At 51.4% G+C, this 18,466-nt stretch carries 9 protein-coding genes; 7 read left to right on the top strand and 2 right to left on the bottom strand.

The annotated features are described in order from the left end of the window. The first annotated feature begins 390 nt into the window (after positions 1-390). Positions 391-4,137, top strand: coding sequence for an AIDA-I family autotransporter adhesin YfaL/EhaC (yfaL, locus tag A1WG_RS19665; RefSeq protein ID WP_001516753.1), 3,747 nt, complete (start codon positions 391-393; stop codon positions 4,135-4,137). A gap of 145 nt (positions 4,138-4,282) precedes the next feature. Here the strand turns inward: yfaL and ubiG are convergent, their stop codons facing one another. Beyond that, the gene (gene ubiG / locus A1WG_RS19670) at positions 4,283-5,005 is read right to left on the bottom strand and encodes a bifunctional 2-polyprenyl-6-hydroxyphenol methylase/3-demethylubiquinol 3-O-methyltransferase UbiG (RefSeq protein ID WP_016242523.1); all 723 of its coding nucleotides are present in this window, start codon (positions 5,003-5,005) and stop codon (positions 4,283-4,285) included. Positions 5,006-5,151: 146 nt separating this feature from the next. Between ubiG and gyrA the strand changes: the two genes are divergently transcribed. From gyrA to A1WG_RS19700, 6 genes are all read left to right on the top strand, one after another. Beyond that, entirely contained in the window at positions 5,152-7,779 is a 2,628-nt protein-coding gene (gyrA, locus tag A1WG_RS19675; RefSeq protein WP_001281278.1) for a DNA topoisomerase (ATP-hydrolyzing) subunit A, read from the top strand. 148 nt (positions 7,780-7,927) lie between these two features. After that, positions 7,928-9,616 (top strand): DUF2138 domain-containing protein, encoded by a 1,689-nt coding sequence (locus A1WG_RS19680; protein WP_001516751.1) that lies wholly within the window; start codon positions 7,928-7,930, stop codon positions 9,614-9,616. Further along, positions 9,613-10,236 (top strand): DUF1175 domain-containing protein, encoded by a 624-nt coding sequence (locus A1WG_RS19685; RefSeq protein ID WP_001516750.1) that lies wholly within the window; start codon positions 9,613-9,615, stop codon positions 10,234-10,236. The genes A1WG_RS19680 and A1WG_RS19685 overlap by 4 nt, the downstream gene beginning before the upstream one ends. Beyond that, positions 10,170-14,768 carry an alpha-2-macroglobulin family protein gene (locus tag A1WG_RS19690; protein WP_262353078.1) on the top strand — a complete coding sequence of 1,533 codons (4,599 nt, stop codon included), beginning with the start codon at positions 10,170-10,172 and terminating at the stop codon, positions 14,766-14,768. Before A1WG_RS19685 ends, A1WG_RS19690 begins: the two co-directional genes overlap by 67 nt. After that, positions 14,769-16,418: a YfaQ family protein gene (locus tag A1WG_RS19695; RefSeq protein WP_001516748.1), complete on the top strand. Its 1,650-nt coding sequence runs from the start codon at positions 14,769-14,771 to the stop codon at positions 16,416-16,418. 4 nt (positions 16,419-16,422) lie between these two features. After that, positions 16,423-17,199 (top strand): YfaP family protein, encoded by a 777-nt coding sequence (locus A1WG_RS19700; RefSeq protein ID WP_001225842.1) that lies wholly within the window; start codon positions 16,423-16,425, stop codon positions 17,197-17,199. A 73-nt stretch (positions 17,200-17,272) separates the two neighbouring features. Here A1WG_RS19700 and atoB read toward each other — a convergent pair whose 3' ends face one another. Continuing rightward, the gene (atoB, locus tag A1WG_RS19705; protein ID WP_001516747.1) at positions 17,273-18,457 is read right to left on the bottom strand and encodes an acetyl-CoA acetyltransferase; all 1,185 of its coding nucleotides are present in this window, start codon (positions 18,455-18,457) and stop codon (positions 17,273-17,275) included. Between the last annotated feature and the right edge of the window lie 9 nt (positions 18,458-18,466).

Raw genomic sequence — 18,466 nt, 5'->3', positions numbered from 1 at the left:
AGGTTATTTATTGCGCTTATGTCAGGAGTGGCGAAAATTGATACCAGCACAAATTCATATCACGTTGTGACTTAATGTTATGTTTATGATGTGAGCGAATGTAAATGGTTGTGGTTCACGGAAGCGGTATTTTTTAATCAGCAGATGTGAAATAAAAATTTGCTATGTTGATTATTCCAGGTAAACAAGAAACGAATTAATCAGTTTGATGTGTTTTAATTATTGTTATTTCATAATTTAGTGAATATCAAAAAGAATAATTAATCTATTTCAGAAGATAATGTTTTTAGTATATAGGTTTTAAATTCTTCTTGCTTACAATTAGTCATTATCTACAATCGTAATATGTCTTTTAATGATGGCGTGTTATTTCTCACAGGCTGTCAGATTATGAATAAAAAATGGATTGTTTTTATCAGGAAAGAATATCTCTTAATTTTTCTGGCTGTCGTTGCATGTGCGTTTACACGAGCGAATGCAGCGTCGCAGATTATGCCTTCATGTCAGGGTGTTAACGTTATAGCCAGTTGCCGGGCCAGTCGCCAGAGCCTTTCAGGTAGTACACAGGTCTGGAATGTTGCTGACGGGCAATGGCTTATTTTTTCTTCTATGAAAAATGATACCAGTGGAGGTGCGGTATTTTTACAACAAGGTGCCAATTTCACATTGTCAGCACAAGACGGAACAGGGATGACGCTGTTTGAAAATAATACCGTGAGTGGTGAGTATAATAATGGCGGGGCTATCTTTGCGAAAGAAAATTCAACGCTGAATATTACTCAGGTTATTTTTGACAGCAATGTGGCAGGGGGGTATGGGGGGGCGATCTATTCCGCGGGGACAAATGACGCTGGTGATATTGATCTTAGCGTCACCAATGCTGTATTTACAGATAATATTGCTAACGATGGCAAAGGTGGCGCAATATATTCAATTAATAATAATGTCTACTTAAATAACACGGTTTTTAATAATAATCAGGCATATACATCAACGAGTTACAGTGATGGCGATGGTGGAGCTATCGATATTACCGATAATAATAACGATAAAACACATCCATCAGGCTTTACAGTCATTAATAATACTTCATTTATAAATAACACTGCCGAAGGTTATGGTGGTGCAATTTATACCAGCAACGCAATTTCTCCTTATCTTATTGATATCGCTGTTGATGACAGTTATAGCCAGAACGAGGGCGTATTATTAGATGTGAATAACAGTGCATCTGCTTACGGTGAAGAGGCTTCGGCAGCGGCAGGAGGCTTTCTGTATATGGGGTCAAGTGAGATTCGTTTTGATATTGCGGCTGGTAAAACTTTGATCATTGGCAGTACGAAAAATGATGGGGCTATCGATTCCATTGCGGGGACGGGCTTTATTACCAAAGCCGGAGCGGGCGAACTGGTGCTTAACGCTGATAACAATGATTTTACCGGTGAGATGAGAATTAAAAACGGTGAAGTCATGTTGGGGCGGAATAATTCGCTGATGAATGTTGGTGACAATCAGTGCCAAAACAATCCGCAAAATTGCTATGGTCTGAGCGTTGGCAGTATCGGACAGACAGATAATCAGGCTGAGCTTAACGTTGGAACGACTCAGCAAACATTTGTACATTCGTTAACGGGTTTTCAGAATGGCACTTTAAATATTGACGCCGGTGGTAATGTTACTGTCAACCAGGGCGGTTTTGCCGGGACTGTTCAGGGGGATGGGCAACTGACTATTGCTGAAAACGGTAGTTATGTCCTGACGGGAGCGCAGTCGATGGCACTGACCGGCGATATTGTGGTGGAAGACGGGGCGATTCTCTCCTTAACCGGTAATGCTGATGACCTGGCGGCGATGCAGAACGATCCACAGTCAATCGTGCTAAACAATGGTGTGCTGGATCTTTCCGATTTTACTACCTGGCAGAGTGGTACGGCAGAAAACGATGGTCTGGAAATTAGCGGCAGTGGCGGCACGGTGATTGGCAGTCAGGACGTTGCCGATCTCTATGGCGGCGACGATCTGCATATTGGCGATGACGGGAAAAAAGGTGTCTATGTGGTGGTGGATGCAGGTGATAGACAGGTAAGCCTGGCGAATGACAATCCATATCTGGGCACTACGCAAATCGCTTCGGGAACGCTAATCGTTAGCGATAATTCACAGCTTGGCGATACGGATTACAACCGTCAGGTCATTTTTACCGATAACCAGCAAAATAGCGTAATGGAGATAACTGCAGATGTTGACACATGCTCAGCGACGGCGGGGCATGGGCGTAATATCGAAATGCGCGCTGATGGTGAAGTCGCAGTTGATGCGGGGGTCTACACGCAATGGGGGGCGTTGATGGCCGACAGTAGTGGGCAGGATCAGGATGCTGGCAGCACACTAATGAAAACAGGCGCAGGTACCCTGGAACTGACCGCCAGTGGTACGGCGCAGTCGGCGGTGCGAGTGGAGGAAGGCACGCTGAAAGGTGATGTTGCGGATATCTTTCCTTATGTTTCGTCGTTGTGGGTCGGTGATGGGGCTACGTTCGAGACTGGTGCGGATCAGGATATTCAGTCTATTGATGCGACTTCCAGCGGCACTATCGATATCAGCGATGGCACCGTCTTACGTTTAACCGGACAGGAGACTTCCGCCGCGTTGGATGCCTCACTGTTTATCGGTGGCGGTACTCTGGTCAATGTCTCCGATGGTACGGTGTTGACCGGTGAGCTTAATACCAATCTTGAAACTGACAGCCTGACTTACCTTTCAGACGTGACGGTCAATGGTGATCTGACCAATACTTCCGGTGAGGTGAGTCTGCAAAATGGTGCTGCTGGCGACACACTGACGGTGAATGGCGATTACAATGGCGGCGGTACGTTGCTGCTCGATAGTGAATTAGACGGCAATGATTCTGTAAGCGATCTGCTGGTACTTAACGGCAATACCTCCGGTAACACCACGGTAGTGATTAACCCGATTACTGGCATTGGCGAGCCGACATCCACAGGTATTAAAGTGGTTGATTTCAATGCCGATCCCACACAATTTCAGAACAATGCGCAGTTTAGTCTGGCGGGCAGCGGCTACGTCAATATGGGCGCTTACGACTATATGTTGGTGGAAGATAACAGCGACTGGTATTTGCGTTCGCAAAAAGAGACTCCGACGCCGCTACCTGAGCCGGAACCGACTCCCGATCCCACGCCTGATCCTGCACCAACCCCGACGCCTGTTTACCAGCCTGTGTTGAATGCGAAAACCGGGGGATATCTTAATAACCTGCGAGCGGTAAACCAGGCATTTGTGATGGAGAGACGCGACCATGCCGGTGGCAACAGTCAATCGCTACATTTACGCATTTTGGGTGGGCACGAGCATTACACTGCCGTGGGGCAAATGGCCCTGCACGAAGACACTTCTACGATACAGCTTAGTGGCAACCTGTTAAGTGAAAACTGGGGGGATGATGGCGAATGGACACTGGCGGGCGTTGGAAGCTACAGCAATAACCAGGGATATAGTCGCTCGAATATCACCTCAACCCGTGCCGATAACCAGAACCGCGGTTATGCCGTTGGTCTGACATCAAGCTGGTTTCAGCATGGCAGTCAAAAGCAGGGGGCATGGCTTGATAGCTGGCTGCAATATGCCTGGTTTAATAACGATGTCAGCGAGCAAGGCGATGGCGTGGACCATTATCGTTCATCAGGGATCGTTGCGTCGCTGGAGGCGGGGTATCAGTGGTTACCGATGCGCGGCGTATTAATTGAACCGCAAGCGCAGGTTGTCTATCAGGGCGTGAAGCAAAATGATTTCACCGCCGCTAACCGTGCTCGGGTGTCCCAATCGCAGGGTGATGATATTCAGATGCGGTTGGGATTACACAGCGAATGGCATACCGTCGTTCATGTCACGCCAACGTTGGATCTGAATTATTATCACGATCCTCATTCGGCAGAAATTGAAGAAGATGGCAGCAATATTAGCGATGATGTGGCGAAGCAGCGTGGTGAAATAAAAGTGGGGATAACAGGCAATATTAGCCAGCGAGTTTCCCTGCGCGGCAGCGTGGCGTGGCAGAAGGGAAGTGATGATTTTGCCCAGACGGCAGGATTTTTGTCGATAACGGTGAAATGGTAATTACTGCCCGCCCGGCATCGTTGCCGGATGCGGAGTAAATGCTTTATCCGGCCTACTGGAGCCTTTGTAGGCCTGATAAGACGCGGCAAGCGTCGCATCAGGCATTGGCATCGTTGCCGGATTCGGTGCGATCCGGCTTACAATCTCACTTATTCTGCGTATGCAGCATATAGTTCACATCAACGCCGGGGCCGAGCTTAAAGGAGTTAGTGATCGGGTTGTAATGTAGCCCGGTCATATGACGTTCTTTTAAACTGGTCTGATCCACCCAACCCAGCAGTTCTGCCGGTTTAATAAACTTCTTCACGTCGTGCGTGCCTTTTGGCACCATGCGCAAAATATATTCCGCGCCGACTACCGCCATCAGCCACGACTTGCCGTTGCGGTTAAGCGTTGAGAAAAAGACATCGCCGCCCGGTTTTACTAATTGCGCACAGGCTCTGACCACTGACTGCGGATCGGGAACGTGCTCCAGCATCTCCATGCAGGTTACCACATCATACTGTCCGGCATGCTTTGCCGCGTGCTCTTCAACGGTTTCCTGCACGTACTCCACCTGAATGCCGCTTTCCAGTGCGTGAAGTTTTGCTACCTGCAATGGCTCAAAGCCCATATCCAGACCGGTCACCGTCGCGCCTTCTCGCGCCATACTCTCAGCCAGAATGCCGCCGCCACAACCGACATCAAGCACCTTTTTGCCAAATAAACCGCCGGAACGCTCGGCAATATAGCCCAGACGCAGCGGGTTAATGCGGTGCAGTGGTTTGAACTCGCCTTCCAGATCCCACCAGCGGGAGGCGACGGCTTCAAATTTAGCGATCTCTTCGTGGTCTACGTTATGGTTTACCGGCGATTTTTCGGCATTCATTGGCACTTCTACTCCGTAATTGGCAAGACAAGCGAGTATATCAGGCATTGCAGGTGAATAAAGCGTATAGGTTTACCTCAATCTGCGCGGCTGTGTTATAATTTGCGACCTTTGAATCCGGGATACAGTAGAGGGATAGCGGTTAGATGAGCGACCTTGCGAGAGAAATTACACCGGTCAACATTGAGGAAGAGCTGAAAAGCTCCTATCTGGATTATGCGATGTCGGTCATTGTTGGCCGTGCGCTGCCAGATGTCCGAGATGGCCTGAAGCCGGTACACCGTCGCGTACTTTACGCCATGAACGTACTAGGCAATGACTGGAACAAAGCCTATAAAAAATCTGCCCGTGTCGTTGGTGACGTAATCGGTAAATACCATCCCCATGGTGACTCGGCGGTCTATGACACGATCGTCCGTATGGCGCAGCCATTCTCGCTGCGTTACATGCTGGTAGACGGTCAGGGCAACTTCGGTTCTATCGACGGCGACTCCGCGGCGGCAATGCGTTATACGGAAATCCGTCTGGCGAAAATTGCCCATGAACTGATGGCCGATCTCGAAAAAGAGACGGTCGATTTCGTTGATAACTATGACGGCACGGAAAAAATTCCGGACGTCATGCCGACCAAAATTCCTAACCTGCTGGTGAACGGTTCTTCCGGTATCGCCGTAGGTATGGCAACCAACATCCCGCCGCACAACCTGACGGAAGTGATCAACGGTTGTCTGGCGTATATCGAAGATGAAGACATCAGCATTGAAGGGCTGATGGAACACATCCCGGGACCAGACTTCCCGACGGCAGCAATCATCAACGGTCGTCGTGGCATTGAAGAAGCTTACCGTACCGGTCGCGGCAAGGTGTATATCCGCGCGCGTGCCGAAGTGGAAGTTGACGCCAAAACCGGGCGTGAAACCATTATCGTCCACGAGATTCCGTATCAGGTGAACAAAGCTCGCCTGATCGAGAAGATTGCGGAGCTGGTAAAAGAAAAACGCGTGGAAGGCATCAGCGCGCTGCGTGACGAGTCTGACAAAGACGGTATGCGCATTGTGATTGAAGTTAAACGCGATGCGGTCGGTGAAGTGGTGCTCAACAACCTCTACTCCCAGACCCAGTTGCAGGTTTCTTTCGGTATTAACATGGTGGCATTGCATCATGGTCAGCCGAAGATCATGAACCTGAAAGACATTATCGCAGCGTTTGTCCGTCACCGCCGCGAAGTGGTGACGCGTCGTACCATCTTCGAACTGCGTAAAGCGCGCGACCGTGCTCATATCCTTGAAGCATTAGCCGTGGCGCTGGCGAACATCGATCCGATCATCGAGCTGATCCGTCATGCGCCGACCCCGGCAGAAGCGAAAACTGCGCTGGTTGCCAATCCGTGGCAGTTGGGCAACGTTGCCGCGATGCTGGAACGTGCGGGCGACGATGCTGCGCGTCCGGAATGGCTGGAGCCACAGTTCGGCGTGCGTGACGGTCTGTACTACCTGACCGAACAGCAAGCTCAGGCGATTCTGGATCTGCGTCTGCAGAAACTGACCGGCCTTGAGCACGAAAAACTGCTCGACGAATACAAAGAGCTGCTGGATCAGATTGCTGAACTGCTGCGTATTCTTGGCAGTGCCGATCGCCTTATGGAAGTGATCCGTGAAGAACTGGAACTGGTTCGTGAACAGTTTGGTGACAAACGTCGTACTGAAATCACGGCTAACAGCGCTGATATCAACCTGGAAGATCTGATCACCCAGGAAGATGTGGTCGTAACGCTTTCTCACCAGGGCTACGTGAAGTATCAGCCGCTTTCGGAATACGAAGCGCAGCGTCGTGGCGGGAAAGGTAAATCTGCCGCACGTATAAAAGAAGAAGACTTTATCGACCGGTTGCTGGTGGCGAACACCCACGATCATATTCTGTGCTTCTCCAGTCGTGGTCGCGTTTATTCGATGAAGGTTTATCAGTTGCCTGAAGCCTCTCGTGGTGCACGTGGTCGTCCGATCGTTAACCTGTTGCCGCTGGAACAGGACGAACGTATCACCGCCATTCTGCCGGTGACCGAGTTTGAAGAAGGCGTGAAAGTCTTCATGGCGACAGCTAACGGCACTGTGAAGAAAACCGTCCTCACCGAATTCAACCGCTTGCGTACCGCTGGTAAAGTGGCAATCAAACTGGTTGAAGGCGATGAACTGATTGGCGTTGACCTGACCAGCGGCGAAGACGAAGTGATGTTGTTCTCCGCTGAAGGTAAAGTGGTGCGCTTTAAAGAATCTTCTGTTCGCGCGATGGGCTGCAACACCACTGGTGTTCGCGGTATCCGTTTAGGCGAAGGTGATAAAGTCGTATCTCTGATCGTTCCACGTGGTGATGGTGCAATCCTTACCGCAACGCAAAACGGTTACGGTAAGCGTACTGCGGTGGCGGAATACCCAACCAAGTCGCGTGCGACGAAAGGGGTTATCTCCATCAAAGTCACTGAACGTAACGGGTTAGTGGTTGGTGCGGTGCAGGTAGATGACTGCGACCAGATCATGATGATCACTGATGCCGGTACGCTGGTGCGTACACGTGTTTCGGAAATCAGTGTGGTTGGTCGTAACACTCAGGGCGTTATCCTCATCCGTACAGCGGAAGATGAAAACGTGGTGGGGCTGCAACGTGTCGCAGAGCCAGTTGACGACGAAGAGCTGGATACTATCGACGGCAGTGCTGCGGAAGGGGACGATGAAATCGCTCCGGAAGTGGACGTTGACGACGAACCAGAAGAAGAATAATTTCATCCCTTCATGCCAAAAGGGAGCTGTTTCCCTTTTTTGAATTGAAAAGTCCAGACTGCAAAGTCTGGGCTTTTGTCGTATTAGGGCGCGATAAAGTTTTACATCGCCCATAAAAAATGGCTGGTTTTACACAAGGAATGTGGCAATGAGTGGTGAAAAAAAGGCGAAAGGCTGGCGGTTTTATGGCCTTGTAGGTTTTGGGGCAATAGCACTGCTTTCCGCAGGCGTCTGGGCATTGCAATACACTGGCAGTGGAGCAGAAAAAACCTTGTCACCACTGGTGGTGCACAACAATCTGCAAATCGATCTCAATGAGCCGGACCTCTTTCTCGACAGCGACTCTCTAAGCCAGCTCCCCAAAGATCTCCTCACAATTCCTTTTCTCCATGATGTTTTAAGCGAAGATTTTGTTTTTTATTATCAGAACCATGCCGACCGTCTGGGCATTGAAGGCAGCATTCGCCGCATTGTCTATGAACACGATCTCACGCTGAAAGATAAGTTATTTTCCTCGTTGTTAGACCAGCCTGCGCAGGCGGCGCTGTGGCACGATAAACAGGGACATCTTTCACATTATATGGTGCTGATTCAGCGCAGTGGCTTAAGTAAATTACTGGAACCGTTACTGTTTGCTGCCACCAGCGACAGCCAGTTAAGCAAGACGGAAATCAGCAGCATCAAGATAAATAATGAAACTATTCCTGTTTATCAGTTGCGCTATAACAGCAATAACACACTGATGTTCACGACTTATCAGGACAAAATGCTGGTTTTCTCCAGTACGGATATGCTGTTTAAAGACGACCAGCAGGATAGCGAAGCGACGGCGATCGCGAGTGATTTGTTGAGCGGCAAAAAACGCTGGGAAACCCGCTTTGGCCTGGAAGAGCGTACTGCCGGAAAAACACCAGTACGTCAGCGTATCGTGGTTAGCGCAAATTTGCTGGGCTTTGGCTACCAGCGACTTATCCCATCTTTTGCCGGTGTGCGCTTCGAAATGAACAACGACGGCTGGCACAGCTTTCTGGCATTAAATGATGGATCCGCCAGTGTAGATGCCAGTTTCGATTTCACTCCGGTATGGAACAGTATGCCTGCTGGTGCCAGCTTCTGCGTAGCTGTGCCGTATTCGCACGGTATTGCCGAAGAGATGCTTTCGCACATCAGCCAGGAAAACGACAAGTTGAACGGGGCGTTAGATGGTGCAGCCGGACTGTGTTGGTATGAAGACTCAAAACTGCAAACACCGTTATTTGTTGGTCAGTTTGATGGCACAGCCGAACAGGCGCAACTACCAGGGAAACTGTTTAGCCAAAATATCGGCGCGCACGAAAGCAAAGCGCCGGAAGGTGTACTGCCGGTGACGGAAACACAACAAGGAGAGGCCAGAATATGGCGTCGGGAAGTCAGTTCTCGTTACGGCCAGTACCCAGCCGCACAGGCAGCACAACCTGAACAACTTATGTCAGCGTCCTTTTTCCGTGTGTCGCTGGCGATGCAAAATAAAACGTTGCTTTTCTCCCTGGATGACACGCTGGTGAATAACGCATTGCAAACACTGAATAAAACGCGACCGGCAATGGTGGATGTAATTCCGGTCGATGGTGTGATTCCGGTTTATGTGAATCCGCAAGGTGTGGCGAAATTGTTGCGCAACGAAACGCTGACCAGTCTGCCGAAGAACCTCGAACCGGTTTTTTATAATGCCGCGCAAACTTTATTAATGCCGAAGCTGGACGCTTTATCTCAACAACCTCGCTATGTCATAAAGCTGGCTCAGATGGAACCCGGTGCCGCCTGGCAGTGGATACCTATTACCTGGCAGCCACTATGAGACACGGGTTGCTGGCGCTGATCTGTTGGCTGTGTTGTTTTGTTGCCCATAGCGAAAGGCTGAATGTCGAACAATCGGGGCTATTTCGCGCCTGGTTTGTGCGCATTGCACAAGAACAACTACGCCAGGGGCCAAGTCCGCGTTGGTATCAGCAGGATTGTGCGGGACTGGTGCGCTTTGCGGCGAACGAGGCACTGAAAGTTCACGACAGCAAATGGCTAAAAAGTAACGGTATAGCAAGTCAGTATTTGCCGCCAGAGATGACGCTAACACCTGAACAGCGGCAACTGGCACAAAACTGGAATCAGGGGAACGACAAAACCGGCCCCTATGTGACAGCGATTAATTTGATTCAGTACAACAGCCATTTTATTGGCCTGGACATAAACCAGGCGCAGCCTGGCGATATGATTTTTTTCGATCAGGGCGATGCCCAGCACTTAATGGTCTGGATGGGGCGTTACGTCATCTACCACACCGGAAGCGCTACGAAAACTGACAACGGAATGCGCGCAGTCAGTCTGCAACAACTTATGACATGGAAGGACACCCGATGGATACCCAACGATTCCAATCCCAATTTTATTGGCATTTATCGTTTAAATTTTCTGGCGCGATAGCGGCCTGTCTGTGCTTGTCTCTCGCAGGGACGGGGCTTGTTAACGCTGATGACTCACTCCCTTCCAGCAATTATACGCCACCTGCCGGGGAAACATTCTTTTTGCTCGCTGACAGCAGTTTTAGCAGCAATGAAGAGGCTAAAGTGCGGCTGGAAGCTCCGGGGCGTGATTATCGGCGTTATCAGATGGAAGAATACGGCGGCGTGGATGTTCGCCTGTATCGTATTCCTGACCCAATAGCGTTCCTGCGTCAGCAGAAAAACCTGCATCGCATTGTGGTACAGCCGCAATATCTGGGCGACGGTCTGAACAATACGCTGACCTGGCTGTGGGATAACTGGTACGGCAAATCTCGCCGCGTGATGCAGCGTTCTTTCTCTTCTCAGTCGCGGCAGAATGTAACTCAGGCATTACCGGAATTGCAGCTTGGCAATGCCATCATCAAACCTTCCCGTTATGTACAAAACAACCCGTTTTCACCGCTGAAGAAATACCCGCTGGTGGAGCAGTTTCGTTACCCACTATGGCAGGCAAAACCAGTCGAGCCACAACAAGGCGTAAAACTGGACGGTGCATCCAGTAATTTCATCTCGCCGCAGCCGGGCAATGTCTATATTCCTCTCGGAAAACAAGAGCCTGGACTGTACCTCGTCGAGGCGATGGTAGGCAGTTATCGGGCGACAACAGTGGTATTTGTTTCCGATACCGTGGCGCTCAGCAAAGTGTCGGGTAACGAACTTCTGGTGTGGACCGCTGGCAAAAAGCAGGGTGAAGCGAAGCCTGGCTCCGAGATCCTGTGGACTGACGGTTTTGGCGTGATGACTCGCGGCGTTACTGATGACAGCGGTGCCTTGCAGTTACAACATATATCGCCTGAACGTTCATACATTCTTGGTAAAGATGCTGAAGGCGGCGTTTTTGTATCCGAGAATTTCTTCTACGAAAGCGAAACCTATAACACCCGTTTGTATATCTTTACCGACCGCCCGCTATACCGCGCAGGCGACCGTGTTGATGTCAAAGTGATGGGGCGCGAGTTTCACGGCCCGCTGCATTCATCCCCTATCGTAAGTGCTCCGGCGAAACTCTCGGTGCTGGATGCCAACGGTAGTCTGTTGCAAACCGTCAATGTCGCGCTTGATGCGCGTAATGGCGGGCAGGGGAGTTTCCGCCTGCCAGAAAATGCCGTTGCCGGAGGTTATGAGTTACGCCTGGCTTACCGCAACCAGGTCTATAGCAGCAGTTTTCGCGTGGCAAACTACATCAAACCGCATTTTGAGATTGGCTTAGCCCTCGACAAAAAAGATTTCAAAACTGACGAAGCGGTCAGCGGTAAACTACAACTGCTCTACCCGGATGGTGAGCCAGTAAAAAATGCTCGGGTGCAGTTAAGTTTGCGCGCCCAACAATTGTCGATGGTTGGCAACGATTTGCGTTATGCCGGGCGTTTCCCGGTGTCGCTTGAAGGCAGCGAAACGGTTTCAGACGATAGCGGTCATGTGGCGTTAAATCTTCCCGCTGCCGATAAACCGAGCCGTTATTTATTAACTGTCTCCGCCAGCGACGGCGCGGCGTATCGTGTTACCACCACCAAAGAGATCCTCATTGAACGCGGTCTTGCACATTACACACTAAGCACCGCCGCACAATACAGCAAAAGTGGCGAGCCGGTGGTGTTCCGTTATGCCGCGCTGGAGGCTTCAAAACAGGTTCCCGTTAAGTACGAGTGGTTGCGTCTGGAAGACCGCACAAGCTACAGCGGTGACCTGGCGTCTGGCGGTAAATCCTTCACCGTTAATTTCGATAAACCCGGCAACTACAATCTGACTTTGCGTGATAAAGACGGCCTGATTCTCGCCGGGTTAAGCCATGCGGTCAGCGGTAAGGGCAGCATGGCGCATACCGGTACGGTAGATATTGTGGCGGATAAAACGCTCTACCAGCCCGGCGAAACCGCGAAGATGCTAATCACTTTCCCGGAACCGATTGATGAAGCGTTGCTGACGCTGGAGCGTGATCGCGTTGAACAGCGGTCGCTGTTATCGCAACCAGCAAGCTGGCTAACACTGCAACGTTTAAACGATACCCAGTATGAAGCCCGCGTTCCGGTGAGTAATACCTTTGCGCCTAACATCACCTTTTCGGTGCTGTATACCCGTAACGGGCAGTACAGTTTTCAGAATGCCGGGATCAAAGTCGCCGTTCCCCAGTTAGATATTCGGGTGAAAACGGGCAAAACCCATTACCAGCCAGGCGAACTGGTAAATGTGGAATTAACCTCATTGCTGAAGGGCAAACCTGTTTCTGCACAACTAACGGTTGGCGTGGTCGATGAAATGATCTACGCGCTGCAACCGGAGATTGCGCCAAATATCGGCAAATTTTTCTATCCGCTGGGGCGTAACAATGTGCGTACCAGTTCCAGCCTGTCATTTATCAGCTACGACCAGGCACTCTCCAGCGAGCCGGTTGCGCCAGGAGCAACAAACCGCAGCGAGCGGCGAGTGAAAATGCTGGAACGCCCACGGCGCGAAGAGGTTGATACCGCGGCATGGATGCCATCGCTAACAACGGACAAACAAGGCAAAGCATATTTCACGTTCCTGATGCCGGATTCGTTAACCCGTTGGCGCATTACCGCACGTGGGATGAACGGCGACGGGCTGGTCGGGCAGGGGCGTGCTTATTTGCGCTCGGAAAAAAATCTCTACATGAAGTGGAGTATGCCAACGGTGTATCGCCTGGGCGATAAACCGGCGGCAGGGCTGTTTATTTTCAGTCAGCAGGATAACGAACCGGTAGAGCTGGTAAGTAAATTTGCGGGTGTTGAAATGCGCCAGACGCTGACGTTGCATAAAGGGGCTAACTATATTTCGCTGACGCAGGACATTCAGCAATCTGGTTTGCTAAGCGCAGAATTGCAACAAAATGGGCAAGTGCAGGACAGCATTAGCACAAAACTGTCTTTTGTTGATAACACCTGGTCCGTTGAACAGCAGAAAAACGTCATGCTCGGCGGTGGCGATAACACGCTGATGTTGCCAGAGCTGGCGAGTAACATCCGACTACAAAGCAGCGAAACGCCGCAGGAGATTTTCCGTAATAACCTCGACGCGTTAGTCGATGAACCCTGGGGGGGCGTAATCAACACCGGTAGCCGTCTGCTCCCCCTAAGCCTTGCCTGGCGTGCGCTTGCCGATCATCAGAGTGCTGCCGCCAACGACATTCGTCAGATGATTCAGGATAACCGTTTGCGGCTGATGCAACTGGCGGGGCCAGGCGCACGCTTTACCTGGTGGGGTGAAGATGGCAATGGCGATGCCTTCCTGACAGCATGGGCATGGTATGCCGACTGGCAGGCCAGTCAGGCGCTTGGCGTAACGCAACAACCTGAATACTGGCAGCATATGCTCGACAGCTACGCAGAGCAGGCGGATAACATGCCGTTACTGCATCGGGCGCTGGTGCTGGCGTGGGCGCAGGAGATGAATCTGCCGTGCAAAACGTTGCTGAAAGGGCTGGATGAAGCGGTTTCCCGGAAAGAAATCAAAGCGCTCTCAGAGGAAGACACTCGTGATATCAATGATAGCCTGATCCTCAATGCGCCAGAGTCTCCGCTGGCGGATGCGGTGGCAAACGTTTTAACCATGACGTTACTGAAAAAAGCACAGTTGAAGTCCACTGTCATGCCACAGGTCCAGCAGTATGCGTGGGATAAAGCGGCAAACAGCAACCAACCGCTGGCGCACACGGTTGTGTTGCTTAATAGCGGTGGCGACTCCACCCAGGCTGCGGCCATTTTAAGTGGTTTAACCGCCCAGCAATCCAGTATCGAACGTGCACTGGCCATGAACTGGCTGGCGAAATATATGGCAGCGATGCCTCCCGTAGTGTTACCCGCACCTGCGGGCGCATGGGCTAAACAAAAGGCGACTGGCGGGGGCGAATACTGGCGTTGGGTTGGTCAGGGGGTGCCAGACATTCTCTCTTTTGGTGACGAATTATCGTCGCAAAACGTGCAGATCCGTTGGCGTGAACCGGCAAAAACTGCTCAACAAAGTAACATTCCGGTGACCGTTGAACGCCAGTTGTATCGGCTGATCCCGGGGGATGAAGAGATGAGCTTTACTCTGCAGCCGGTTACCAGTAGTGAGATTGACAGCGATGCGCTGTATCTCGATGAAATCACTCTCACCAGTGAGCAGGATGCGCCGCTGCGCTACGGTCAGGTGGAAGTACCGCTACCGCCGGGAGCTGATGTTGAACGGACAACGTGGGGCATCTCAGTCAACAAGCCCAACACCGCGAAACAGCAGGGGCAGTTGCTGGAAAAAGCGCGTAATGAAATGAGCGAGTTGGCTTATATGGTGCCGGTGAAAGAATTTGCAGGAACGGTCACTTTCCACCATCTGCTGCGCTTCTCGCAAAAAGGGCAATTCGTTCTACCGCCCGTTCGTTATGTGCGTTCCTATGCGCCTGCGCAGCAAAGCGTTGCGGCAGGTAGCGAATGGCGCGGGATGCAGGTGAAATAAGTGAACTGGCGCAGAATCGTCTGGCTATTGACGCTGGTTACGCTGTCAACGTTTGCGGAGGAGACGCCGTTACAACTGGCACTGCGGGGGGCGCAGCATGATCAACTGTATCAGTTGACGCCATCGGGCGTGACAAACGTCTCTACGCTACCTGACACGCTCACTACGCCGTTAGGGAGCTTATGGAAGCTGTATGTTTATGCCTGGCTTGAGGATACTCATCAGCCGGAGCAGCCCTACCAGTGTCGCGGTAACTCTCCGGAAGAAGTCTATTGCTGTCAGGCGGGGGAGAGCATTACGCGCGAAACGGCGTTGGTGCGTTCCTGTGGTCTCTACTTTTCGCCGCAGCGGTTGCACATCGGTGCGGATGCGTGGGGGCAATACTGGCAACAGCGCCAGGCACCAACCTGGTTAGCATCGCTTTCTACGCTGAAACCCGAAACGTCGGTAACCGTTAAATCGTTGCTTGATTCACTGGCGACGTTACCTGCGCAAAACAAAGCCCAGGAAATATTACTGGACGTGGTGCTGGACGATTCGAAAATTGGCGTAGCGTCCATGCTCGGTAGTCGGGTACGAGTGAAAACCTGGAGCTGGTTTGCCGATGATAAACAGGAAATCCGTCAGGGCGGTTTTGCTGGTTGGTTAACTGATGGTACGCCGCTATGGGTTACAGGCAGCGGCACCAGCAAAACGGTATTGACCCGTTACGCGACGATTCTTAATCAGGTTTTGCCTGTACCGACGCAAGTTGCCAGTGGGCAATGTGTACTGGTGGATCTGTTTGCTCGTTATCCGGTGAAAAAAATCACTGCGGAAAAGAGTACGACGGCAGTAAAACCCGGCGTGCTCAATGGGCGCTATCGAGTGACGTTTGCCAATGGTAACCATATTACGTTGGTCAGCCACGGTGAGACGACCTTACTTACGGAAAATGGCAAACTGAAATTGCAGTCGCATCTCGATCGTGAAGAGTACGTTGCCAGAGTGCTGGATCGCGAGGCGAAAAGTACGCCCCCTGAGGCAGCGAAAGCCATGACCGTGGCGATTCGCACATTTTTACAGCAAAATGCCGATCGGGAAGGCGATTGCCTGACAATCCCGGACAGCAGCGCCACTCAGCGCGTTTCTGCTTCGCCAGCCACCACGGGCGCGCGGACGATGACCGCCTGGACGCAGGATCTCATCTATGCGGGCGATCCGGTTCATTATCATGGCAGTCGCGCTGCTGAAGGAACGCTGTCCTGGCGGCAAGCCACCGTCCAGGCGGGACAGGGAGAGCGTTACGACCAGATACTCGCCTTTGCTTATCCCGACAACAGCCTTAGCCGCTGGGGAGCACCACGCTCTACTTGCCAGTTATTACCGAAAGCGAAAGCCTGGCTGGCGGAAAAAATGCCACAGTGGCGGCGCGCGTTACAAGACGAGACGGGGTACAACGAGCCAGACGTATTCGCGGTGTGCCGTTTAGTCTCGGGGTTCCCCTATACCGATCGGCAGCAAAAAAGGCTATTTATTCGTAATTTTTTTACACTTCAGGATCGACTGGATTTAACTCATGAGTACCTGCATCTTGCCTTTGATGGATACCCCACCGGGCTGGATGAGAACTATATCGAAGCGCTGACCCGACAATTATTAATGGACTAATGCTATGCGAAAGATATTTCTTCCGTTGTTACTGGTGGCACTTTCGCCTGTTGCCCACAGCGAAGGAGTGCAGGAAGTCGAAATTGATGCACCGCTTTCTGGCTGGCATCCGGCAGAGGGTGAAGATGCCAGTTTTTCACAATCGATCAATTACCCCGCGTCGTCCGTCAATATGGCTGATGATCAAAATATCTCTGCGCAGATCCGCGGCAAAATAAAAAATTATGCTGCGGCGGGCAAAACCCAGCAGGGGCGATTGGTGGTCAACGGTGCCAGTATGCCGCAGAGAATTGAATCTGATGGTTCATTTGCGCGCCCTTATATTTTTACCGAAGGCAGCAACAGTGTGCAGGTCATCAGCCCCGATGGGCAAAGCCGACAAAAAATGCAGTTTTACTCTACACCGGGGGCTGGTGCAATTCGCGCGCGTTTACGGTTAGTTCTTTCATGGGATACGGATAATACCGATCTCGATCTCCATGTCGTCACGCCGGATGGTGAACACGCCTGGTACGGTAATACAGCGCTGAAAAATAGTGGCGCACTGGATATGGATGTCACGACAGGTTACGGACCAGAGATTTTCGCTATGCCTGCGCCGATTCACGGGCGCTATCAGGTGTATATCAACTACTATGGCGGACGCAGCGAAACGGAATTGACGACTGCTCAACTGACGCTCATCACTGATGAAGGCTCGGTCAATGAAAAACAGGAAACTTTTGTTGTCCCGATGCGTAATGCTGGTGAACTGACGCTGGTGAAAAGTTTTGACTGGTAATTAATGAGGTTACCTTCACTGTCGTTGTTTAAGAAAACGCCCGATGACTTTCGCTATCGGGCGTTTTTGTTTATTAATTCAACCGTTCAATCACCATCGCAATTCCCTGACCACCACCAATACATAGCGTTGCCAGCCCCAGCGTTTTATCGCGTGCCTGCATTGCATGTAACAGAGTGACCAGAATACGTGCACCGCTGGCACCGATAGGATGCCCGAGCGCGATAGCCCCGCCGTTAACATTCACTTTCTCAGGATCAAAGCCCAGGGTTTTCCCTACGGCAAGGAACTGCGCAGCAAACGCTTCATTGGCTTCGATAAGATCAATATCTGCCAGTTGCAGCCCTGCCAGTTGTAACGCTTTTTGTGTGGCAGGTACTGGCCCCATTCCCATCAACGCGGGAGCCACGCCGCCGCTGGCATAGCTTTTAATGCGAGCCAGTGGTTTAAGGCCTGCCGCCAGCGCCGCCGATTCTTCCATAATCACCAGTGCGGCAGCACCGTCGTTAATGCCTGAAGCATTCCCGGCAGTGACCGTTCCGGCTTTGTCGAAGGCCGGGCGCAATGCAGCCAGAGCTTCTGCAGTAGAATCTGCTTTCGGGAATTCATCGCGATCGAAGGCGATGGTTTTCTTCCGTGTGACGACATTTACCGGGACAATTTCGGCTGTAAAAGCACCAGATTCAATTGCCGCTGCCGCTTTACGCTGTGAATTTAGTGCCAGTTCATCCTGCATTTCACGGGTAATTCCGTACTCTTTGGCCACGTTTTCGGCGGTAATCCCCATATGATAACCGTGGGTGGCGCACATCAGACCATCGCGCAGGATTACGTCATAAACCTGTCCGTCTCCCAGACGATAACCTGAGCGTGCTTTTGCATCGAGTAAGTAGGGCGCTAAACTCATGTTCTCCATTCCACCCGCGACGATGCTCTGCGCCTGACCGGCCTGAATCGCCTGGGCGGCAAGCGCCACGCTTTTCAGACCCGAGCCACACACTTTGTTGATCGTAAATCCGCACACCGTTTCTGCCAGCCCGCTTTTAAGCAATGCCTGACGCGCCGGGTTTTGCCCTAAACCCGCCTGCAGGACGTTACCCATAATCACTTCATCTACGTGTTGTGAGTCAATTTTTGCGCGTTCAATGGCGGCCTGGATCACCGTTGCCCCTAGATCGATAGCGCTGGTGGAGGCGAGTGAACCGTTAAAACTACCGATGGCAGTACGTACCGCACTGACGATGACACAATTTTTCATTTTATATTC

Source organism: Escherichia sp. KTE96, from assembly GCF_000408525.1.
Classification (GTDB): Bacteria; Pseudomonadota; Gammaproteobacteria; order Enterobacterales; family Enterobacteriaceae; genus Escherichia; species Escherichia marmotae.
Note: the sequence above shows the minus strand (reverse complement) of the source record. Positions and strands in the feature narration are given on the sequence as shown.